Raw genomic sequence first — 24811 nt, 5'->3', positions numbered from 1 at the left:
TCAATTTTAACAGCCTATTCTAGAACTTATATTATAGTTGATTTTTAGTCATTTGTATATATAATAATATACATGATAAGGAGAATTTATGGTATTTAGTAGTTTAGTGTTTTTATTCATATTTTTGCCTGCAGTTTTATTTTGCTATTATTTGGTACCTAAAAATAAAATTGTATGGAAAAATTACATATTATTAATATTTAGCTTATTTTTTTACTTTTATGGCGAGCCCAAATTAATATTTATTTTAATTATTTCACTATTTTTAAATTATCTATTTGGTCTAACTATGGATAAGCCATATAAAAAAATAACACTTATTTTATCGATAATTCTCAATGTAGGAAACTTAATATATTTTAAATATTCAAATTTTTTTATAACTAATTTTAATTCTTTACTAGGAACAAATATTCAATTACTCAATATAATTATGCCTATAGGCATTTCTTTCTATACTTTTCAGGCAATGAGCTATGTAATTGACTCATATAGAAATCCAAAACTTATACAAAAAAATCCTTTCTATGTATTTCTTTATGTAATTATGTTCCCTCAATTAATAGCAGGACCAATAGTTCGTTATGAAGATGTAGCTTTACAGATTGTAGATAGAACTCATTCATTTGAAAAATTTTCATCTGGTATCAATAGATTTATACAAGGATTATCTAAAAAAGTTTTACTTGCAAATTCATTTGCATTGATAGCCGATAATATATTTGGAAAAGGAAGTGGAATAAGCAATTCTTCACTCGCTTGGTTTGGAGCAATTTCTTATACACTACAAATATATTATGATTTTTCTGGATATTCTGACATGGCAATAGGTCTTGGTAAAATGTTTGGATTTGAATTTTTAGAAAATTTCAATTATCCATATATTTCAAAATCTATTACTGAGTTTTGGAGAAGATGGCATATGTCCCTATCCACATGGTTTAGAGACTACGTATATATTCCTCTTGGCGGAAATAGAAAAGGTTTCTCTAGACAAATACTAAACATTTTAATCGTTTGGTTTTTAACTGGATTTTGGCATGGTGCTGAGTGGAACTTTATGATTTGGGGAATGTATTTTGCATTTATACTAATCATCGAAAAACTATTCCTTCTCAAATATTTAAATAAATTTAAGGTGTTAAACCACATTTATTCGCTATTATTAATTATAATCGGATGGGTTATATTTAGAGCTGAATCTTTAGAAAAAATAATTAAATATTTACAGGCAATGTTTAGTTTTAGTGGTGGCATTCATAAGGATATTTTATATTATCTTACACAATATAAATTTGAATTTATATTTGGTTTAATATTCCAATTTCCATTTATAATTAAAATAAAAAGAAATAAATTTAATGAAACTTTACTTATAGTTGCAGAGATTGTACTATTTGTACTTGTAATTATGTCACTTTTACAAAGTACTTATAATCCATTTATATACTTTAGATTCTAGGAGGAAAAATGAAAAATTTAGATAAATTAAAAGTTATTTTATTTGTTTTAGCAATTTTCATATTTCCAATACTTACAGTAACTAATTCAGCTGAAGGAAATAATTATATAGAATCAGAAAATAGATATAAAGCAAAACTTAATTTACCTACTAAAGAAACTATATTAAATGGTAAATTTTGGACAGAATTCGAGGAATTCTTTAATGATAGATTTAAGTATAGACAAGAATTACTAGAAGCAAAGACAGTTGTCGATATGAATATAGCAGGAAAATATAAGTTTTCTGATTCAATTTTAAGTAATAATAAAGAAATGATGTTTAGATATAGATCAAATAATGGAAATCTAGACAAAGAAAAAGTTGGAAATGATTTAAAGCATTGGAGACAGATCAATGATTACTTGAAGGCTAAACACACTCCAATTATAGTAGTAGGAATCCCTGACCAATCTCATATATTTGCTGATAATTATCCTACATGGGCATATAATCAATTAAATCATTATCAAGAGATGAGAGAATATTTCTTTAATGGACTTAAAGACTTAAATATCGATTTTATCGATTTCGATCCAATTGCAAGAGAAAATAGAGAACATTATTACTATAAAACAGATCATCATCCAAACTTTAATGCAACCCTTAAAATATATGATGAATTAATAAATAGAATTAGTGAAAATTATTTTCCAATTAAAAACTTAAATAATGGTGATATTGAATTAGTTGAAAACCCAAATAGATTTATAGGTTCACATAATCGTAAGGTTTTTGGAATAATAGATGAAAATACCCATGCAATATATGCTCAACCTAAAAAAGATATTCCATTTAAAAGATATGATTCAGGAAATTTATCAAATTTAGGTATAATTAATCCTAATAGTAAATTCTATGCTACTTATATGTATGGAGATAATCCTTATACTATAATAGATACAAATAGAAAAGAATTGCCAAATATCATGATTATAGGAGATTCAACTACAAATGCTTTAGAATCTATAATGTGGATGAATGCAAACAAATTAACGTCTATAGATTTTAGGCATTATAAAGAAAAAAACATCATTGAATTTTTAGAAGAAAATCCACAAGATATAATAATAATTTCAATAATAAGTGGATATTATGAAAATTTATTAAGAATTATGAAATAGCTTTTATTTTTAAAAACACAAATAAAAACGTCTTTTATGTAAATTACCTAAAAGACGTTTTATTTAATTTAATTAATTATACATGTAAAGTATTTATCGATTCTATTACTTCTTCCATGTGCATTGATCTTGAAGCTTTAACTAATACAAGAGTCCCTTTTTTTATTAGATATTTTGCTTTTGTAACTAGTTCACGTTTTGATTCAAAATAAAGCACTCTATTTGGCGGGAAATTCTTTGATGCTTCTTGAGCTGTATATTTGCTTAAAGGACCAAAAAGTAATAAATAGTCTACATTATCTTTAGTTATTTCTCTACCAATTTCTTTGTGAAGTTCTATTTCATTGCTACCTAACTCTAGCATATCACCAAGTATAGCTATTTTTCTTGTGTAACCTGATAAAATACTTAATGTTCTCAATGCAGATCTTAGTGATTGAGGATTTGATTTGTAAGAGTCATTTAAAATATCATATCCATTTAAATTCATTAGTTCTGATCTCATACTTGAGTTTCTATTATTTAAAATTGCATCATATACATCAGTTTTATTTACTTTTAATAACTTTCCAATAATTGCTGCAACAGTAGCATTATAAACTTGATGTTCACCTATCATGCTTACATTGTATACTTCACCATTTAAAAGAAATAGGCTGCCTACATTGTTTGATTCTATTATTTCAATTACATAATCTGAAGATTTATCTTGACCAAATGATATTAATTTCTGTTTTATATCCATTTTAGAAATTGCAGACTTTAATATTTCATCATCATTGTTGTAAATAAGTACACCGTCTTCTTTCAATCCTGATAATATACCTAATTTTTCTTTTGCAATATTTTCTTTTGTAATTAAAGTATCAAGGTGGGCCTCACCTATATTTGTAATAACAGCAATGTCCGGCTTAGATATATCTGAATTCGCTTTTATTTCTCCACCTTTTCCATCAAACATTCCAAGTTCACAAACTCCTACTTGTGTATCCTTTGTAAATCTTAAAAGTGTAATAGGTAATCCTATCTGATTATTTAAATTGCCTATAGTCTTTGTAACATTATATTTTTTGGAAAGAACCTTAGCTGTCATATCTTTTGTTGTAGTTTTTCCATTCGAACCAGTAATTGCAACAACTTTTAAATCAAGAGTTTCTCTATAATTCTGAGCAAACAATCTTAATGCTTCCAGTGTATCTTCTACCCAGATTATTGGTTTATCATCTTTATGATATTCACCTTTTTGAGCAAATGTAGCTTTAGCTCCTAATTTGAATGCATCATCTATAAATATATGACCATTCAATATTTCACCAATTAATGGTAAATATATATCTCCAGGTTCTATAGTTCTAGTATCTCTTGAAATTTCACTTATCACTATATCACTGTATTCATCTTTATTTAATTTTCCATTTGATAATTTGGCAATTTCACCTAATCTAAGATTAAGCATTTTCATACCTCTCTATAGCATAAGAAATAATTCTATCTAAAACTTGTCCATAATTAATACCATCTGTTGCTTCCCATAAACCTGGTGATAAAGATGTAGGTGTCATTCCGGGAAATGTATTGATTTCATTTACATAGAAGTTTCCATCAAGACCCATAAAAATATCTACTCTAGCAAAGCCATTACAACCAACTGCTAAATATGCATCTATTGCTAATTCTCTAACTCTATTTGAATCAGACTCTGAAAGTTCATGAGGAACATTCATTACAAGATTTTTATCATGATATTTAGCTTCATAATCAAAAATTTCTCTTTGTGTTGTATATGAACCAGCTAAAGATGCAATAGGATTTTCATTTCCAAGTACTGAAACTTCGAGTTCTTCAAATGGCATTTCTTCTTCCACAACAACTTTATCATCATATTTAAAAGCTTCTTCTAAAGCTTGAATTATATTATCTTTATTTGCTCTAGATACACCGATTGATGAACCATTACTTGCAGGTTTTACAAATACATTTTCACCTAATTTATCAAGTATATTACTTACTATAGACTCCTTATTCGCATCTCTCATATATCTTTTTTTATTTATGACATAGTATTTTGCTTGTGGTATTCCATGTAAAGAAAATAAATCATTCGCTATAGCTTTATCAAAGCATATAGCTGATGGAGCTATCTTATTTCCTATATATTTTATACCTAAAGTTTCTAAAAAACCTTGGATTTGACCATCTTCTCCCGTAGTTCCGTGAATTACAGGCAATATATATGGATCCTCTATTTGATTAATAAAATCTATAAATTGCATAATAGATTCTTTTTTATTTAAAGATGTTATTCTCTTTAAATCTTCTGGATTTTCAATATCTTCAATATATTTTCCTATTGGAACGAATTTTCCATCCTTAGTAATGTAAGTAAAACTTACATTATATTTTTCTTTATCTAAATTGTTAATGATAGCTCTGGCAGATCTAAGAGAAATTTCATGTTCACTACTTTCACCACCACACAATACGTGTATATTCACATTTCCTCCAGCTAAAATTTAATTTAATATATACTATATTAAATTAAAATAAAATTTGCAAACTTTAGTGATTATGCCCAATTTCCATTTACAAACACATCTACTTCAGTTCCGTCTTCTTTAATTCCTTTAATATTTAAATCTTTTGTTCCTACCATAAAATCTGCGTGAACTGTAGATTGGTTTACATGATTTTGTCTTAATTCTTCTTGAGTCATTTCATTTCCACCCTCAATTGTAGTTGGATATGCAGCTCCCAAAGCTATATGACATGATGCATTTTCATCAAATAAAGTATTGAAAAATAGTATATTTGAGTTTGAAATTGGTGAATCATATGGTACAAGTGCCACTTCACCAAGTCTCTTAGAATTTTCTCCATCTCTATCAAGTAATGATTTCAATGCATCTTTACCTACTTTTGCATCAAAATCAACAGCTTTACCATCTTCAAATTTAATCCAGAATTCATCAATGATGTTTCCTTGATTTGCAAGAGGTTTTGCTGAATAAACTATTCCATTTACATCATCCATTGAAGGAAGTGTATATACTTCTTCTGTTGGCATATTTGGCACAAAGCTTTCACCCTTTTCATTTGCTGTGAATGCAGCTCTCCAAATATGTCCTTTTGGTAATCCTATAGTTAAATCTGTACCATTTGAAGCTGTATAATGTAAATGAGTAAAGGAATGTTTATTTAACCACTCTGATTTTTCAACAAGTAAATTTATATTATCATTCCATGATTTAATTGGATCCTCTTTATTTACTCTTGTTGTTTCAAATATAGCTTCCCATAAATCTGCAACTGGATCCTTGCTATCAGGGAATACTTTCTTAGCCCAAGCTTCTGTTGGAGCAGAAATAATAGTCCATGAAACAATATCATTCATTCTATATTTCATTAATGAATGTAAAACTTTTGATCTTTCTTGAGTAACTTTTTGAATCTTATCTCCACTAATTCCTTCTAACAATGAAGGATCTGTACTTTTTACAAATAATTGTTTTACACCTGATTTTAATAAAGTTTCATTTCTATCATATACATGTTGTGGAACTTCTGATAATACCTCTGTTGGAGAATATTCATATCCAAGTCTTGTTAGATAATCATCACTCCAATCAACTATAACTTCTTTAGCACCTGCTTCATATGCTTTTTTAACTGCAGCTCTTGCTAAATCAGCTCTATCAACAGATACAAATATTTGTACTGTATCTCCTTCACCTACATTTAATCCAACTTTTATTGCTAATTCTGCTAATTTTTCTATCTTTTTTTGTAGATCCATTTTAATCTCCTTATGCCCAATTTCCATTCTTAAATACTTGCACTTCTGTACCATCTTCTTTAATTCCTATGATGTCTAAATCAGCTGTACCTACCATGAAGTCTTCATGTGCATATGAATCATTCACCCCATGTTCAGCTAATTCTTCATCTGTCATATTTTCCCCACCTTCAATTGTAGTAGGATATGCTTTACCTAACGCTAAATGACAAGATGCATTTTCATCAAATAAAGTATTGTAAAATAGTATATTTGAATTTGAAATTGGTGAGTCAAATGGAACAAGCGCTACCTCTCCAAGTCTTCTTGCTCTTTCATCTTTTTCAAAAATAGAAGCAAGTACTTCTTTACCTACTTTAGCATCAAAATCAACTACTGCTCCATCCTTAAATTCTAACCAAAATTCATCTATAACATTTCCATCATAAACTAATGGTTTTGAAGCATGTACAACTCCATTTACTCCATCTTTATGAGGAAGTGTAAATACTTCTTCTGTTGGCATATTTGGTACAAATCTTTCGCCTTTTTCATTTTTAGATGATGCCGCAGTCCATATATGACCTTTTGGTAATTCAATTTCTAAATCAGTTCCATTTGAAGCTTTATATCTTAAATATTTGAAGTTTTCATCATTTAACCATTTTGCTTTTTCCATTAATGTATCTAAATGATCTTCCCATGCTTTAATTGGATCTTCTGTATTCACTCTTGTTGTATAGAAAATAGCTTCCCATAAATCATCAACTGGATTTTCGCTATTTGGAAATACTTTTTTAGCCCATGCTTTTGTAGGTACTGAAACTACAGTCCAAGAAACAATATCGTTCATTGTATATTTTCTTAATGGTTGCATTACTTTTGACACAGCAAGTGAAGCTTCTTGAATTTTCTTAGGATCTATATCTTTTAATAACTCTGGATCAGATGCTGAAATCCCAATAAGTTTATGACGTTTTGTTTCTGCATAATACATAGCTCTATCAAATACATATTTTGGAACTTCTTTCAATATTTCAACAGGAGTATATTCATATTTCATTTTTGTAATTTCCCCATCATTCCAGTTTATTACAACATCGTGAGCTCCTTGTTTATATGCATTTTCAGCGAGCATTCTGGCAAAATCTGCTCTTTCAACGGGTGAATTTATAGTTAAAGTATCGCCTTCCATAATATTGGAACCTACTTTTATTATTAATTCTGCATATTTGTTTAACTTTTCATTAAAATTCATAATTCCTCCTATTTTTTAATCTTATTTATACTATTATAAATCTCTAGAACTGTATCTGCAAATTGGAATTTATTCATATTTTCCTTAAATTCTTTTTTTCTTGAACTAAGAGTGTTTATTTTTTCTAAAAATTTTTCATTATTAATCGATTTTTCTTCAAGTACAATAGCATATCCGTTGTTTTCAAACGATTTAGCATTGTCCACTTGATCTCCTCTTGAGTTTCCTGCAGGAAGCGGAATCAGTAACATTGGAATTTTATAATACAAAAATTCAAAGATAGAATTTGCTCCAGCTCTTGAAATTACTATATCAGAAGTTGCTAATATATCTTTCAATTCCTCTTTTAAATATTCAAACTGATAATATCCTTCACGTTTTATTGTATTATCATATCCATCTTTTCCTGTAGAATGTATAATATTGTAATCTTTAAGCAGAATATCTAAATTTTCTCTAATTAAATCATTTAATTTTTTAGCTCCAAGTGAACCACCCATTACTAGTATAATTGGTTTTTCATCGACGATTCCTACAAATTTTTTTCCTTCATCTTTGGTTCCATTTTTAAGGTCTTGTCTAATAACGGGACCCAATAATTTTCCTTTTCCAGACTTTATATATTTTTCAGTTTCTGGAAAAGTTGTGAATATGGTACTAACAAATGGTTGAACTAATTTATTCGCAAGACCTGGTGTCAAATCAGATTCGTGAGAAATCGAAGGAACTCTATTTACCCAAGCTCCAAATAAGACAGGAACCGATACAAATCCACCTTTTGAAAACGCTACATTTGGTCTTATTTTAGCTATTTTAAATATAGACTGAATACATCCCCATAAAACTCTAAAAACATCAGTAAAGTTTCTAAAAGAGAATTGTCTTCTAAGTTTCCCTGTGGAAATTTCATGGTATTTTACACCTTCTATATCTTTTATAAGATCTTTTTCAATACCTTTTTTAGATCCTATATAATGAATTTCCCAATTATCTTTTTGTAATATCGGTATCAAGGCAAGATTTACAGCTACATGCCCTGTTGTCCCTCCACCTGTAAGGACAATCTTATTTCTTTTCATAAATATTCCTATGCTTCTATTTTATCTACTCTCATGTAATTCTTCAAAACTTCAGGTATTGTTACAGTCCCATCTTCATTTTGATAATTTTCAAGTATTGCAGCAAATGTTCTTCCTACTGCAAGTCCTGAACCATTCAATGTATGCAATAATTTAACTTTTCCATCTTCATCTCTATATTTTAGATTTGCTCTTCTTGCTTGGAAATCTCCAAAATTAGAACATGAAGAAATTTCAACATATCTTCCATATGATGGCATCCACACTTCTATATCATATGTTTTTGTAGATGAAAATCCTAAATCTCCAGAAGATAATAATACTACTCTATATGGTATTTCTAATAATTGTAGAATTTTTTCTGCATCTGCAGTTAATTTTTCAAGTTCATCAAATGATTCTTCTGGTTTTACAAGTTTTACAAGTTCAACTTTATCAAATTGATGATTTCTTATAAGTCCTCTTGTATCACGTCCTGCTGATCCTGCTTCTTGTCTAAAACATGCAGTATATGCAGTGTAGTAAAGTGGAAGTTCCTCATTTGCTATAATTTCATCTTTTCTAAAATTAGTAACTGGAACTTCAGCTGTAGGTACTAAAAAGAAATCTTTTGAAGGAATATGAAATGCATCTTCTTCAAATTTTGGTAATTGACCTGTACCTGTCATAGCGCTCCTATTCACTAAATATGGAACACTTAATTCTGTGTATTTTCCATCTCCAGTATGTGTATCAAGCATAAATGTATAGATTGATCTTTCAAGTTTAGCTCCAAGACCTTTGAATATTGAAAATCTAGCACCTGATACTTTTGAAGCTCTTTCAAAATCCAAGATTCCTAAATCAACACCTAAATCCCAATGAGCTTTTGGTTCAAAATCAAATTTTCTTGGTTCACCAAATTTTCTTATTTCTACATTATCGCTATCATCTAATCCTTCAGGCACTGATTCATCAGGAACATTTGGAATATATAATAGCTTATTTTCAATTTCCGCTTCTAATTTTCTTAATTTTTCATCTTCTTCTTTTATTTCGTTTGAAAGGTCTTTCATTTTTGCAAATATCGGACCAAGATCTTTTCCTTCTTTTTTCAATTGTCCAACTGATTTAGAAACTTGATTTTGTTCAGCTTTCTTAGCTTCTACATTTGTAATGATTGTTCTTCTTTCTTCATCAAGTTTGATAATTTCATCTATAGGAAACTCCCCATGACGTTTTTTTAATCCATTTTTTACATTTTCTTTGTCATTTCTAATAAGTTTTATGTCTAACATCTCGACCTCTCTTTAATAAACCAATATTCTCAACTTTTATTTCAATTTTATGTAAATTATTGTTTTCTAATAAACCTTTTTTCATCTTCTCAAAAGTTACAACTAAGTCACTTTCTACAGAAGAAATATTTACATCTCCAGTATCATAATCCATTCCAGATGGTAAATCTACAGATATGGTATAAATTCTAGATTTATTTATACTATCAATTACATATTCTGTAGTTCCATGGAAATTATTATCCCATTCAATTCCAACTATAGAGTCAATCAATGTATTTACTCTATTCAAATCTTTAGGGAAATTTTCTAATTCTTCAATAGTTTCTAGATAATGTATATTGCTATCCATCTTTTTCAAAATTTCAAATTGATATTTAAACGATTCACTTGGAATCGTTGAAGATTCTACTATGTATATATCTACAAATTTTCCAAGCGTAATTAGGTTTCTTGCAATAGCTAATCCATACGAACCATTTTGTGTTACACCACATATTACCGCAAAACTTTGTCGTTGTTCTAAATTTATATGTGATATAAGTTTTAATGCTGCATTTTCAATAATCATCTCTTCTTTTACGCCAAGATAATTAATTGTATAATCTTCCATGTCTTGAAATTGAAGTCTATTTATTAATTCCATATGCTCAGCCTCAAGTCATTTCCGTATAATCTCTTTATAAAGTAATTTCCAACTATTCGTGAATATATACGTGAATCATATATACTTCTTAAATCTTCTGGTTCTAAATTTGAAGAAATAAGTATAGGAACTCTATTTACAAGTCTATTGTTTATAGTCTCAAATATTGCAGTTCTAGATTGATCATTCATATTTACTGTTCCCATGTCATCAATAATCAACAAATCTGCATCATATATCATATCTACCTTATCTTTAAGTTTTTCCTTATTTTCAGAAAATGCAAATCTATGATCTAATATTATATCTACAAGTTCAGATTCAGTTAAATATACTACTGAATGACCTCCATCCATAACTTCTTTTGCAATAGAATTTAATAAAAATGTTTTTCCTGTACCAACAGGACCATAAATAAATAAATTAATCGAATCTCTTTCAAAATTTTCTGCATATGCTTGAAGCTCTTCTTTAACTTCTTTCATATTTTCATATGGACTCACTTCTTCATCATCCATTTTTGATTTTCTAAATAAATTAATATTGAAATTATCAAAATTTTCTTGTTGTATTACATATTGAATTCTACTATTTTTATATGCTTCATCAGTCATTAACTTTTTCTTACATCTGCATATACGAGTTTTATCGATTCCAGTATCTTTACAAATATCACAATGATATTTTTTTTCCATATAATCAATTGTAAACCCATTTGAAATCAATAAATCATCCTTTTCTTTATAGAGTTTGTTAATTCCTATTTCAATATTTGAAATATCTCCCCCTACAATACCTTTTTGAATCATTTCTATATTAAGTTGTCTTATTTCTTTGTCTATTTCTGAAATTCTAGGTACTTTTTGATATACTTCGTGAATTCTCTCTTGCTGAAGTCTATCATTTTCTCTACGTCTTTCTTCTAATATTTGTTCAACTTTTAGCATTAATTACCTCTTTTCTTTATTGGTAATTTTTGATTCAATTTTTTCTCTATAAAACTATTTCTTTCTTCCTTAGTCATTCTATTATCTTTTTTATATAATTCTTGTTTCGAAGATTTATTTGATTTATTAGATTTTTCTTCAGAATTCTTTGATTTTTTACTTGTATTATCTTTATCTTCTAGATATTTATCCAGACTTTCCATATCTTTTGCACCATCTATTATCCAATTTCTAATAGTTGCAACAATAGTATCTACTGATTTTTTACCCCTTACACTGCTTGCCATCATATATGCATAAGATATAAAATTAGGATCAGAATCAAAATCATTTCTTAATTCTATTAATTTTCTTATTTCTCTGGCATCAAGTTTTACAGGTAATGTCGTGTCTTGGGAAATAAATGCTTCGATTGAATCTATCATTTGTTTTGTATCTGGCTCATCAGAAATAGAAAAATCTTGTTCAAAACTAGCTGGTAATTCAGTGTTTGATTTATTTTCATTGATATTAACTGAACTCAAATCATCTTCTTCTACTCCAAATAATTGAGCTCTCATAGATTTAAATATATATCCATTATTCGATTTTTCGACGATCCCTTGTTCAACCCAATAATTCCACGCATCATGAACTTGTCCTTCACTCATATTCATTTCTCTTGCAATATTCTCATTTGTTATATCTTCAATATTCGAATAAGCAAGCGAAAGCGCATATAGATAAACCTTTATTTGACTTTCGTTAGCATTTGCCATAAGAGTATTTATAAACATATTTTCGACCGGTGTAGTACCAAGATCTAATTTACTTCTTTCTAGTTCTACTCTCATTTCTATACTCCTGTCTGTTTAAACTCATATGAATTACTTTAGAATAAATAACTCCATCTTCTATAATAAAGCTATCTCTTATATCTTCATATCTTTCATCATTTAAATCCAATAACTGATTTTCAAATTCTTGATAATCATATTTATATTCTTTGAAATTGAATCTTTTATATAGATTAATTGCTCTAGTATTCCACTCATTAACTTCCAAATTTATTTTTCTAAATTTAAATTCATCAAAGCACATAGCGATAAATTCTTCCATCACGCTGGTACCTAATCCATTTGAAACAAAACTTGGAGCTATTACAATTCCAAGTTTCGCAGTATTTAATATATTATTTATTTCTTTTAGACCTATAAATCCAAGCAAATTACCTTCTTCATCTTTTATAGAAAAATAACTAGATCTGTATTTTTTTTGTTTCATTAAAAACCAAATTTCTTCTTGATTTTCATTTAGATTATTATAATTATATCCATAAAAAATTGGATCTGAAAATTCATCCCAGGATTTTAATAATTTAGCATCTTCTCTTACTAAAGGTTCTAATCTATATGACATTTTCATCTTCTTTACCAAAATCGTGGAAACTTGTATTTTCTTTTTTGAAATATAATTTATTAGTTCCAGTTGGACCATTTCTATGTTTTGCTGTAATTACTTCAATTATATTTTGTTCTTCTGAATCTTCATCATAATAGTCTTCTCTATATAACATCATTACAACATCGGCATCTTGTTCTATGGCCCCAGATTCTCTTAAATCTGAAAGCATTGGTCTTTTATTTGATCTCTCTTCAGATTTTCTTGAAAGCTGAGATAATGCTAGCACCGGAATGTTTAACTCTTTAGCAAGAGCCTTTAATCCTCTAGAAATATTTGATATTTCTTGCTGTCTATTATCATTTCTTCCCATATCTGCAGTCATCAACTGCAAGTAGTCAATAACTATTAAGTCTAATCCTTTTTCTATTTTCATTCTCTTAGACTTAGCTCTAAGTTCTGTAATTGAGATACTTGCTGTATCATCAATATACATATCTAATTCCTGGAACTTAGAAATACTCTTATATAATAATGGCCAGTCTTCTTTTTTAATATTTCCTGAAATTATATCTTGAAGTTCTACTCTGGTAATTATAGATAGAATTCTTTGAAATATTTGTCTTCTACTCATTTCTAGTGAAAAAACTGCAACTTTTTTACCTACAAGTGCTGCATTTAGTCCCATATTAATACCTAATGCTGTTTTCCCTACAGATGGTCTTGCTGCAAGTAATAAGAAATCTGAATTTTGGAATCCTGATAACTGTCTATCTATATCTCTAAACCCGGTAGTAATCCCTGTAATATCAGATTGATTACTTGCCATTTCAGTCATATAATTAAACGCTTCTTCTATTGTGTCACTTAATCTAACAAGACCTTCTTTATTGTCATATTCACTTAGATTAAATAATTGAGTTGAAAAATTGGCTATAAGTTCTTCAGATTTCTCTTGTGAAGTTGAAACTTTATTTAATACATCATCACCAAATTTTAATAACTTTCTTCTCATAGACTTTTCTTTTACTATTTCAAGATAGCTATCGTAATTGGCTCTAAAATATGTTGGATCTGTAAGTTCCATCACATAAGTTTCTCCACCTATATCTGAAAGTTTGCCCATCAATTCTAATTGATTATTCACCATATTAAAATCAATAGAATCATGATCCATATTTAATTGTGTTATAGCATTAAACACCAAGGCATTTCTTAAATCTTGAAAATCTTCACTCTTAATTTTTTCCATAAGATTATTTATTAAGTCATTGTGAACTATTGCAAGTCCTAAAATCGCCTTTTCTGTTTTAATATCACTTGTGGAGAAATTATTTTCCATTATATCCTCTTTATTGTGGTTTTACTTCTACTTTTAGTTTAGCTACCATTTCTGGGAATACTCTAATATTTACTGTATAAACTCCTTGAGTTTTTAAATTATCTGAAAGTTCAACTTTCTTCTTATCTATGTCGAAACCTTTTTCACTTAAAGCATCTGCTATATCTCCACTTGTCACTGAACCAAATAATTTCCCATCAGCTCCAGCTTTCTTCTCTACAACAACAGAAGATTCTTCAAGTTTATTTTTTAATTCTTCTGCTTCTTTTTTATTTTGTTCGAATTCTTCTTTTTGTCTTTTCTTTTCAGCTTCCCACTGCTTTTTATTTGCTGGTGTAGCTTCTATTGCATGTCCATTTGGTAATAGGAAATTTCTAGCATATCCTGTCTTTGCATTTACTAAATCTCCCTCTTTACCTAAACCTTTAACATCTGTTTTTAAAATTACTTTCACTTTTCATCCTCCGATTCATATTCTTTTATAGCTTTCTTCAATAAATCTATAGCTTCTGGTATACTAACATCTAACTGTGTAGCTGCCATATTTTGATGACCACCACCATCTAGCTTTTCCATTATAAGTTGTACCGATATCTCACCGTAAGACCTTGCTGAAATATGTGTCTTATTTTTTGATTTTGTTAGCACAAATGAAGCTTTAATATTTTCAATATTCATCATCTCATCTGCAGACTGCGATGCAATCAATGTCGATTCTTCAATATCTTTATCAAAAGTCCCAATAATATATTTGTCTTTATAAATAATTGAGTCCGAAATAATTTGAGATCTGAATTTTAACGTTTGAAAATCATCTCTAAATAATTTTGTAACTACAGTTGAATCTGCACCATTTTGCTTTAATATTGCTGCTGCTTCAAATGTTCTTATACCTGTTTGTTGATTAAAGTTCTTTGTATCAACTGTTATACCAGCAAGTAAGGCATCTGATATAAACTTATTAATACTTACTTTTTCATCCATATACATAAGCATCTCTGTTACAAGTTCTGAAGCTGATGATGAAGATGGTTCTACATAACTTAATATCGCATTTTCAATATAGTCATTTCCTCTTCTATGATGATCAATGACTACTATTGAATCCGTTTTTTCAAATAATCTTGGTTCTTCAATAGATTGCTTTCTATGATTATCTGTAACTATTACTAAAGATGAAGCTTTAGCTCTTTCATACGCTTCTTCTGGTGATATTATACAATCTTTAAGTTCTTTTATATTAGTTGTTGAATAATTGTATATATTTTTAATTGCAGGAGTTACCTCATTTAATACAATATATGCCGATTTATTTTTCTTTTTAACAGCATACCAAAGTCCAAGAGCAGACCCAAATGAGTCCATATCAGGATTTATATGTCCTGATATATAAACATCCGTTGATTTTTCTATTAATTGAGAAAGTGCATGTGCAATTACCCTTGCTTTAACCTTTGTTCTCTTTTCTGTGGCTTGACTCTTACCACCGAAATATTGTAAATTATCTTTTGCTTTTAATACAATCTGATCTCCACCTCTACCAAGAGCTATATCTAAAGCGGCATTTGCTGATTTTTCATTATCTCTAACACTTTCCTCATCTATACCTATACCTATTGATAAAGTAGGCACAATCGTATTGCCGGTATTAATATTTCTTACTTTATCTATAAATGAAAATTTTTCAATTATCATTTGATTAAGTGTAGCTTTATATAAAACTGCAAAATATCTACCATTTTCATTTTTCTTAATAAATGATCCATGCTCATGGAAATATGAAGTTATAGTACTATCTATTTCCGCATATAAAATAGGTCTTTTTTCCGATGAAACATCTGAATTTAACTCTTCATAATTATCAATTCTAATATTCATAAGTGCTAGACGCTCTTCTTGATATTTCTTTCGAGTTTGTTCCCTATCAGTAGAATCAATAAAGTAAAGAAGAGTCATTTTTTGATCATCTAATGTAGTTTTATGAACTTCATAATCTTTAAATAGGTAGTTTATCATAAATGAATCTTGTTCAATCTTCAAGAGTTCATCAGTTATCTCAGGAAAAACTTCATGTATATTATCATCTACTACTGATTCCTTTTCATTTATCAATTGTTTGAATTTTGAATTATACCAAACAATGTCTTTTTTATTATCAATCACAACAATTGAAAATGGCATATTAAATATAGTTTTTTTTGAAAATCCATCAAGAGCTAAATCTAGACTATCAGCATATTTTTTAAATTGTTCATTTTTATTTTGAATTGTATCATATGCATTATATATAGAAATAATAGTTAAAATTAAAGCTCCAATTCCTATATATACATTCAACACCATTAAGATAATGGTCAACACAATATTTATTAATGGGCTAATTAATATTGGCATATTTTCTTTTCTAAAAATTTTATTCATTATTAACCTTACCTTTTCTAATGTTATATCTCATATTGGTAAACAAATCTAAAAATCCAAAAAACATTATAAATATATACATTCTTAATATCACAAGTAAAATTATCCAATATATTACTCTTGTAATTTTTCCAAATCTCATTTCTAAAAAATAATCTATATATGATAATCCATTGAAAAAAAGAAGAGCTTTAGATACTGTAGAAATATTTTCTGCCGCAAGTTCAAGTCCAGAACCTGGTATATAAGCTATTACGATAAATATTATATAAATCAGTAATAGATATCTAAAATTTTTATTTAATGTTAATCTATTAATTTTTGTGCTATAAAATATATTAACACCTGTTTTTTTCATAATAAATATTGAAATTATTAAATTTGTAAAACTAATCACTAATGAATATATTAAAAAAATTGCTGGAAGGACTCTAAATAAATCATTTACCGTCTTTTTAAAATATACTATATATTCTTTAACCATCTCTGGTGTAAAATTGATATCATTTGAAATAACTTTTTCAATATTATCGATAGAGGCCATAATAGTATTGTTCATTGCTTGAATTGGATTTTCATTTGTTATTAAATAATAAGCTAATAAGCTGAGCAATATAATCCCAAAACTTACAAGTCCACTAATACCAACTATCTTTCCTATTGGCATTCTTTTCTTCATACAATAAGCTGAAATAGAAGAAATTGCCACTATCATAATCATTTGTAAAATTAAACCTTCTAGTCCAACTATAAAATAAGCTGGAATAGCGGTAATTATTAAAGATAAAATATATTCTTTAATTCCATACTTATATAGCACTACGATAAACGGCGCCGCAATCAATATATTTTCAAATCCTGACATTTTAAAAAAGAAAAGTATAATATTTGCTATAACCGCTGTCATAACTATATTTAGTATATCTTCAATCTTTTGTTTATTAAACATACTTACTCCATTCTATTAGATTATTATATCAAAACTGGAGCAAAAATTCATTATAACACGCCATTATCATCACTTTTTTTAATATTTTCTTCTATATATCTATTCATGAAAAATGATAGCAATGATTTATTTTCACAATTTTTAATTTCAAAATTATTAGATTCTATATTCTTAACAATTTCATCAATCATATCTAAAACTTTTTTATTAATTTCTTCATCAAACTTATAAGTAAATATCCTTTGTTTAGCATCCAAATCCGTAAAATATAAGCTCATAGTATCTATCTCTTCTCCTTTTGTTATATTATACAAATATGCATACAAATTAATTTGATTAAAATAATCATTCAATGATGGATGCTTTCCATCTTCATCAGGTGGATTTCCTGTTTTAAAGTCCATTATATGAGTTTTCCCATCTTTTTCATAAATCATATCGATATTACCATTTATTAGATAGTCTTTTGTAGCAAAAGTAATAGCAAGTTCAGACTCTTTTGGCATACCGATATCACGAAGATTTTCAATATAAAGATTAACTTCTTTTATAGCTCTATCTACATCTTCTTGTGTAAATTCAATAGCACCTTCTCTAAACTTTTGTCTAGCTTTTACCGTCACCAAATCCCTAATATCTTCTATTTCTATATTTTCAATTTTATTTTTATTTATAGATTCAATACTTTCATGAACCAAACTACCATAAAACAACGCCTTTGTCTTAGGAAATGTAAATTTTAATCTTCTTCTATAATAGTAGTCCATTGGACATTTATTATATACTGAAATATCAGTCGTATATGAATATTGTGATTTTACAGTATTTTCTTTTTCCTCGTCTGCTTCAATATTTAATTCACTTATTTTAGTTTCATTGACATCATCTAACAAATATTCTAAATAATTTTCTTTATTTTTATTAAATTTCGCACTCTTATCATTAGTGAGTATCAACAAATCTTTAGCTCTTGAAAAGCCTGTATAAAATTTTCTAGAAAAATCTAAAATATTAATTAATTTCACTGGTTCATAATCACTATTTATACCAAACTCTTCACTCAAATTATTTAATATTCTATCTAGTGGACTAATATATTGCTTATATGGTTCATCTCCCATAGAGCCCATAAATACAATGGGATATTCCATACCCTTTGAAGCATGAATAGTCAACATAGAAATACTATTAGTATCCGGAATCTTTGTTTCCTCTTCAAATTCGGATATTTTTTGATTCCTTATAAAATCTATAAAATCGTAGAAAAATGTATTTATAAAATTTTCTATATTTAATTTGTTAATCTCAAATATTTGATTTGATATTTGATACTTTTGAAGTAATTCCAAATATCTAGAAATATTTTTTGCCCTATGTCCATCTTTCATATATGCATAAAATGGATCATAGGCAAAAAGTCTATAATAAATATCGTATATATTTAATGAAAAATCATCACCTAAAATATATCTACTCATTCTATTTACAAAATCTTGAAGATCATCATTTTTAAGCATTATTTTATATACTTTTTCATACTCTCTATCTAAAAAAGCTTGAATATCAAATCCTCTTGATATTTTCATTCTATCGATTGCCGGTTTAAATATTGAATAAATAATTCCAATAAGTTCTAAAACTTCTTTCTTAGATAAAAGTGTTTTTGTGGTTGGTGTATAAACCCCAATCCCTCTTTGTTTTAAATAAGTCTTTAATTTACTAGCTTGCGGTGAATTTATTGAATTAAATAGAATTGCTACTTCATTGTAATTATTTATAGCTTTGTTTCTTTTTAAATCTTGAATAGTTTGAAATATTTCTTCTTTCCACTCATCTTCATTGTTTGAAACTCTTTTTATTACTCTATCTTCACCAGATACTTTTGCAGAATAGAGTAATTTACTAAATCTATATGGCTTTAATTCTGGATGTTTTTCAATTAAATCTTGCATGTATTTTGAATAAAACTTTATTATGCTATCTTCTGATCTATAATTTTGTTGAAGTTTAATAATCTTAACGTCTGGAAACAACTTATCAAATTGTAATATATTCTTTACACTTGCTCCTCTAAATCTATATAGACTTTGATCATCGTCCCCTACTACACATATATTTTGATTTTCATTTAATAAATCTAAAATTATTTTTTCTTGAACAGTATTTGTATCTTGGTATTCGTCAATTAAAATATAATTAATTTGTTCTTGTAGTTTTCTTCTCACTTGTTCATTCTCATGAATCAACTTATATGTATAGAAAAGTTTATGAGAAAAATCAATCATGTTATATGCTTCAAGTATAGTTTCATATTGCTTAGTTATATTTAATAATATCTGATTGATAGGATTACTAGATTTTCTTTCTAAAATACCTTCCTCACAAACTTTGTCTACTATTTTAGCAATATCTTTAATTTCCGTATTTTGATTTATTACTTTTGAATATCCCGGTATTTTTCTAAAATAGCTTATATTTTTTCTGATTAAATATTTTTGTTCTACATCATCTATCTGGGTATAACCTTCTTTTAGAGGTAAACGTATTAAATTGTCTCTTAAAATTTTATCGCAAATCGTATGAAAATTACCTATATGCATATCATTGACATCTTTTTGAATTCCATATTCTTTAAATTTTATAGAGAGTCTATCTATCAATTCATATGCCGCTTTATTAGTAAATGTTGAAATCATTATTTCACTTGGATCAATATTCTTTTCGCCAACCATATACAAGACTCTTTCAACTAAAGTGAAAGTCTTCCCCGTACCAGGACCTGCGATTATTAGAAGTGGTCCATCTATTGTTTTTATTGCTTGTTCTTGTTGAAAATTATATTTCATACTACCAACCTTTATTAAACTGCATTTGAAGATTTTCTTATATTTTCTATTAAATTATTATATTATTTTCGAAAATATCTGCAGTCATCTATGCTTCTTATAACTTTATTTAATAAGATAGGATTGATTCGTAAAAACGATTCAATCCTATTATATATTTCTTATTTATTCATTCTCTTAATAAATTCTAAAACTAAATCTATAAAGTACTCTGACGCCGCTTCACCTGCATCTATTACTTCTTGTTCTGATAATTCAACATCAGAAATTCCTGCTGCTAGATTTGTAACCAATGTAATACCAGCTACTTTCATTCCCATATGTCTCGCTGCTAAAGATTCAATTCCTGTAGACATTCCAACAGCGTCTCCTCCTAAAAGTCCAACCATTTTTACTTCTGCTGGAGTTTCATATTGAGGTCCAGAAAATTGACAATATACTCCATTATGTATAGGAAGTCCTTTTTCCTTAGCAATCTCTTCAATTAAATCACCATACTCTTTACTATACACTTCTGTCATATCAGGGAATCTTGTACCCAACTCTTTAATATTTTGTCCCATTAATGGTGATTCCACAAATTGAACTATATGATCTCTTATAATCATTAAATCACCAATATTAAAGTTTTTATTCACACCACCAGCTGCGTTTGTAACAATTAGAGTTTTGGCACCCATAAGACCCATTAATCTTGTTGGTAATACTGTATCTTGTGCTGTATATCCTTCATATCTATGAACTCTTCCTTGCATAATTACAGTCGGAACACCATGTATGTGAGTAAATACAAATCTACCCTTATGTCCTGGTGCTGTGGATATTGGGAAACCCTTAATTTCGCTATATGATATTTCTGCTTCCACTTCCACTACATCTGCAAGTTTGCCTAATCCTGACCCAAGAGTAATTGCAAGCTCTGGTTTAAAATCAATCTTAGATTTCAAATCTTCATATGCTGTCATCAATCTTTCATATGCTTTATTTTCCATATTTTCTCCATTAAACTAATTCTTTAATATCAGTATATTCTAATCCTAAATCCTTAGCAACTTGTTTAGCAGTCATCTTTCCTTTAAATGTATTAAATCCATTTCTAAGATCTTCATCTTTTTCAATTATTTTCTTAAAATCACCACTAGCTATTTTAATCGCATATCTTATAGTGGAATTTGTAAGTGCGTGAGTTGAAGTGTGTGGTACTGCGCCCGGAATATTAGCTACAGCATAATGAATAATACCTTCTTCCACATATACTGGATCACTATGTGTAGTAACTCTGTCAATAGTTTCAAATATACCACCTTGGTCTACTGCAACGTCAACTATTACAGATCCTGGTTTCATAGATTTAACCATTTCTCTAGTTACAAGAGTAGGAGCCTTAGCACCTCCTGGTAATAAAACTGCACCAATTACCATATCAGACATAGCAACTGCTTCCGCTATATTTTTTTTGTTAGAAACTAAAGTTTGAACATCAAGCCCAAATAAATCGTCTAACGCTCCCAATTTTTCAGGATTTCTACCCATAAGTATAACTTTTGCACCTAAACCAATAGCCATTTTAGTTGCATTTTGACCTACATTACCACCACCGATAATAGTAACTGTACCTCTTTCAACTCCTGGTACACCACCTAAAAGCACTCCGGAGCCGCCATTTTGTTTTTGTAAATATTGAGCACCTAAAATCGTAGCCATACGACCAGCTACTTGTGACATAGGCATTAGAAGTGGTAAACGTCCATGAGTTCCAATTGTTTCATAAGCTATTGCAGTAACTTTTTTATCTAAAAGTTCTTGCGCTAATTCTAAATCTGCAGCTAAATGGAAATACGCATATATGATTAAACCTTCTCTAAAATATTTAAACTCTTCCTTCAATGGTTGCTTAACTTTTATAACCATATCACATTCCCAAACTTTATCTACATCACAGATAATAGCCCCTTCATCTTCGTATTCTTTATCTAAAATACCAGAGTCTACACCCGCTCCTTTTTCGATATATACTTCGTGACCTTCATGAACTAGAGTTGTAACCCCTGCAGGGTTAATTGATACTCTATGCTCTTGATTCATTATTTCTCTAGGAATTCCTATTTTCATAATTATCCTTTCTTTATTTTAAAAACATTGTACATATCTATTGTATAGTAAAATATTGGAAACACAAAATTTTTAAAACTTTTTGTATAATACTAGAGTAATTAATTTAAATATAAAAAAGGGTTAGAAATTTTACTTTCTAACCTTGATTCTAATTATTTTAATTTTGCCTTATACATTTCTACTTCTTCTGGAGTACAGAATACATAGTGATGCGGTGCAACCTCTCTCAATTGATGATTTTCTGTATATTCTCCTGCAATTGAGGGATCATATACATGAACTTCTTTTTGTTTCTCTATAATCGGATCCGGAATTGGAACTGATTGTAGAAGAGATTGAGTATAAGGATGAAGAGGATTTGCAAATAAATCTTCTGTTAATGCAATCTCCACTATTCTACCTTCCGTAATAACACCTATTCTATCTGAGAAATATCTTACTACTGATAAATCGTGAGCTATGAATAGATAAGTTAAATTGTTTTCATTCTTAAATTTATTTAACAAATTCAGAACTTGTGCACGAATTGAAACGTCAAGTGCTGATGTAGGTTCGTCAGCAACTATTAAATCTGGTTGCATAACAATAGCTCTTGCAATACCTACCCTTTGTCTTTGTCCACCTGAAAATTCGTGTGGATATCTAGATTTATGTTCTGGAAGAAGTCCAACTGAGTTAATTGCTTCATCAATTTTTCTAGTTCTTTCTTCTTTACTATCATAAAGTTTGAAATTATCTAAACCTTCACCTATACAATAATCTATAGTTGCTCTTTCATTTAATGAAGCAGCCGGGTCTTGGAAAATCATTTGAATTTGTCTTTTTAATTCTCTATTTTCCTTGCTAGACATATCTCCATTTATTTTTTTACCCTTAAAATAAATATCTCCCTTAGAAGTTTTATTTAATCTAACAATAGCTCTTGCAATAGTTGTCTTACCTGATCCTGATTCTCCTACAAGTGAAAAAGTTTCCCCTTTGTAAATTTTAAAGTTTACATCTTTAACAGCAACAAATTTTCTTCTACCATTTGTAAATGTGATTTCTAAATCTTGAACATCAACAAGGACTTCTCTATCTTTATCCAACATAGTCTCCTCCTTTTGTTGTTATTTTATCCATCTTATTGTGTAGATCTCTAATTTGTTCTGGTGGCAATACTTTTGGAGCCTTTTCGTGTAATAACCATGTTTTAGCATAATGAGTATCACTAACCTTAAACATTGGTGGTTCTTTTTCGAAATCTATTTTCATAGCATAGTCACTTCTTAAAGCAAATGCATCACCTTTAATCTCTTCAAATAATGAAGGTGGTGTACCTTTAATCGATAACAATTCACCTTTTTTATCTTCTAATTGTGGAAGTGATGATAATAGCCCCCATGTATATGGATGTCTAGGATCATAAAATACTTCTTCAGCTGTTCCATATTCTATAACTTGACCAGCATACATTACAGCAACCATATCAGCAACCTTAGCCACAACACCTAAGTCGTGAGTAATATATATTGTTGTAAAACCATATTCTTCAGACAAATCTCTAATAAGTTGTATGATTTGCGCTTGAATTGTAACGTCTAAAGCTGTTGTTGGTTCATCACAAATTAAAATTTTAGGTCTACAAGCTAAAGCAATTGCAATAACTATTCTTTGTCTCATACCACCAGAATACATGAATGGATATTCATCAAATCTTTTTTCTGGTTCTGGTATACCTACTCTTCTCATTAATTCGATAGCAATATCTTTAGCTTCTTTTTTCGATTTGCCTTGATGTTTTACAATAACTTCTGAAATTTGATATCCAATTGTTCTAACAGGGTTTAAAGATGTCATAGGGTCTTGGAAAATTGTTGCAATTTTCTTCCCTCTAATTCCTAACCATTCTTTATCTTTGGTAAATTTAGAAATATCTTGACCTTCAAACCAAATTTCACCATTAGTTATTGTCCCATTTTCATCTAACATACCTGTAAAAGTCTTTGTAAATACAGACTTCCCAGATCCTGATTCACCTACTATGGCTACTACTTTTCCTTCTTCAAAATCTAAGCTAACTCTTCTAATAGCAGTAAGTTGTCTATCACGTACTTGGAATTTTACTTCTAAGTCTTTTACAGATAATATTGTATTATTCTTTTCCATAATTCC

21 protein-coding genes are annotated in these 24811 nt (G+C 28.5%); 2 read left to right on the top strand and 19 right to left on the bottom strand.

Annotated elements, in window-relative coordinates:
- The first annotated feature begins 469 nt into the window (after positions 1 to 469).
- Positions 470 to 1462 (top strand): MBOAT family O-acyltransferase, encoded by a 993-nt coding sequence (locus tag G534_RS0102900; RefSeq protein ID WP_205617654.1) that lies wholly within the window; start codon positions 470 to 472, stop codon positions 1460 to 1462.
- Positions 1463 to 1470: 8 nt separating this feature from the next.
- Entirely contained in the window at positions 1471 to 2625 is a 1155-nt protein-coding gene (locus tag G534_RS0102895; protein ID WP_027347789.1) for an alginate O-acetyltransferase AlgX-related protein, read from the top strand.
- Positions 2626 to 2701: 76 nt separating this feature from the next.
- Here G534_RS0102895 and G534_RS0102890 read toward each other — a convergent pair whose 3' ends face one another.
- The 19 genes from G534_RS0102890 to G534_RS0102800 form a co-directional block, all read right to left on the bottom strand.
- Positions 2702 to 4081 carry a UDP-N-acetylmuramoyl-tripeptide--D-alanyl-D-alanine ligase gene (locus G534_RS0102890; protein WP_027347788.1) on the bottom strand — a complete coding sequence of 460 codons (1380 nt, stop codon included), beginning with the start codon at positions 4079 to 4081 and terminating at the stop codon, positions 2702 to 2704.
- Positions 4074 to 5120 carry a D-alanine--D-alanine ligase family protein gene (locus G534_RS0102885; RefSeq protein ID WP_034595905.1) on the bottom strand — a complete coding sequence of 349 codons (1047 nt, stop codon included), beginning with the start codon at positions 5118 to 5120 and terminating at the stop codon, positions 4074 to 4076. Before G534_RS0102885 ends, G534_RS0102890 begins: the two co-directional genes overlap by 8 nt.
- 71 nt (positions 5121 to 5191) lie before the next feature.
- On the bottom strand, positions 5192 to 6418 hold the full coding sequence (locus G534_RS0102880; protein ID WP_027347786.1) for an aminopeptidase: 1227 nt from the start codon (positions 6416 to 6418) through the stop codon (positions 5192 to 5194).
- A 10-nt stretch (positions 6419 to 6428) separates the two neighbouring features.
- The gene (locus G534_RS0102875; protein ID WP_027347785.1) at positions 6429 to 7655 is read right to left on the bottom strand and encodes an aminopeptidase; all 1227 of its coding nucleotides are present in this window, start codon (positions 7653 to 7655) and stop codon (positions 6429 to 6431) included.
- An 8-nt stretch (positions 7656 to 7663) separates the two neighbouring features.
- Entirely contained in the window at positions 7664 to 8734 is a 1071-nt protein-coding gene (locus G534_RS0102870) for an undecaprenyldiphospho-muramoylpentapeptide beta-N-acetylglucosaminyltransferase (RefSeq protein ID WP_027347784.1), read from the bottom strand.
- An 8-nt stretch (positions 8735 to 8742) separates the two neighbouring features.
- Positions 8743 to 10011, bottom strand: coding sequence for a serine--tRNA ligase (serS, locus tag G534_RS0102865; RefSeq protein ID WP_027347783.1), 1269 nt, complete (start codon positions 10009 to 10011; stop codon positions 8743 to 8745).
- Positions 9989 to 10657, bottom strand: a complete 669-nt coding sequence (locus G534_RS0102860) for an NAD(P)H-hydrate epimerase (protein ID WP_027347782.1) — start codon at positions 10655 to 10657, stop codon at positions 9989 to 9991. The genes serS and G534_RS0102860 overlap by 23 nt, the downstream gene beginning before the upstream one ends.
- Positions 10648 to 11604 (bottom strand): ATP-binding protein, encoded by a 957-nt coding sequence (locus tag G534_RS0102855; protein ID WP_027347781.1) that lies wholly within the window; start codon positions 11602 to 11604, stop codon positions 10648 to 10650. The genes G534_RS0102860 and G534_RS0102855 overlap by 10 nt, the downstream gene beginning before the upstream one ends.
- Positions 11604 to 12437, bottom strand: coding sequence for a hypothetical protein (locus G534_RS08370; protein ID WP_027347780.1), 834 nt, complete (start codon positions 12435 to 12437; stop codon positions 11604 to 11606). Before G534_RS08370 ends, G534_RS0102855 begins: the two co-directional genes overlap by 1 nt.
- A complete protein-coding gene (locus G534_RS0102845) occupies positions 12412 to 13002 on the bottom strand; it encodes a GNAT family N-acetyltransferase (protein ID WP_027347779.1) in 591 nt (196 codons plus the stop codon). Before G534_RS0102845 ends, G534_RS08370 begins: the two co-directional genes overlap by 26 nt.
- Positions 12992 to 14326 (bottom strand): replicative DNA helicase, encoded by a 1335-nt coding sequence (gene dnaB / locus G534_RS0102840; RefSeq protein WP_027347778.1) that lies wholly within the window; start codon positions 14324 to 14326, stop codon positions 12992 to 12994. The genes G534_RS0102845 and dnaB overlap by 11 nt, the downstream gene beginning before the upstream one ends.
- A 10-nt stretch (positions 14327 to 14336) precedes the next feature.
- Positions 14337 to 14780 (bottom strand): 50S ribosomal protein L9, encoded by a 444-nt coding sequence (gene rplI / locus G534_RS0102835; RefSeq protein ID WP_027347777.1) that lies wholly within the window; start codon positions 14778 to 14780, stop codon positions 14337 to 14339.
- Positions 14777 to 16747 (bottom strand): DHH family phosphoesterase, encoded by a 1971-nt coding sequence (locus G534_RS0102830; RefSeq protein WP_027347776.1) that lies wholly within the window; start codon positions 16745 to 16747, stop codon positions 14777 to 14779. The genes rplI and G534_RS0102830 overlap by 4 nt, the downstream gene beginning before the upstream one ends.
- Complete coding sequence (locus G534_RS0102825) at positions 16740 to 17696, bottom strand: DUF2232 domain-containing protein (protein WP_027347775.1); 957 nt, start codon at positions 17694 to 17696, stop codon at positions 16740 to 16742. Before G534_RS0102825 ends, G534_RS0102830 begins: the two co-directional genes overlap by 8 nt.
- Before the next feature lie 50 nt (positions 17697 to 17746).
- A complete protein-coding gene (locus tag G534_RS0102820; protein WP_027347774.1) occupies positions 17747 to 20542 on the bottom strand; it encodes an ATP-dependent helicase in 2796 nt (931 codons plus the stop codon).
- Positions 20543 to 20703: 161 nt separating this feature from the next.
- The gene (locus G534_RS0102815) at positions 20704 to 21534 is read right to left on the bottom strand and encodes a purine-nucleoside phosphorylase (RefSeq protein WP_027347773.1); all 831 of its coding nucleotides are present in this window, start codon (positions 21532 to 21534) and stop codon (positions 20704 to 20706) included.
- A 10-nt stretch (positions 21535 to 21544) separates the two neighbouring features.
- Positions 21545 to 22654 (bottom strand): alanine dehydrogenase, encoded by a 1110-nt coding sequence (gene ald / locus G534_RS0102810; protein WP_027347772.1) that lies wholly within the window; start codon positions 22652 to 22654, stop codon positions 21545 to 21547.
- Positions 22655 to 22809: 155 nt separating this feature from the next.
- Positions 22810 to 23748 (bottom strand): ATP-binding cassette domain-containing protein, encoded by a 939-nt coding sequence (locus G534_RS0102805; RefSeq protein WP_027347771.1) that lies wholly within the window; start codon positions 23746 to 23748, stop codon positions 22810 to 22812.
- Positions 23738 to 24805, bottom strand: coding sequence for an oligopeptide/dipeptide ABC transporter ATP-binding protein (locus G534_RS0102800; protein ID WP_034595902.1), 1068 nt, complete (start codon positions 24803 to 24805; stop codon positions 23738 to 23740). Before G534_RS0102800 ends, G534_RS0102805 begins: the two co-directional genes overlap by 11 nt.
- Positions 24806 to 24811 lie beyond the last annotated feature (6 nt).

The organism is Helcococcus sueciensis DSM 17243 (genome assembly GCF_000423145.1).
GTDB lineage: Bacteria > Bacillota > Clostridia > Tissierellales > Peptoniphilaceae > Helcococcus > Helcococcus sueciensis.
The sequence above is the reverse complement of the archived record's forward strand: the minus strand, read 5'-3'. Positions and strand labels throughout refer to the sequence as shown.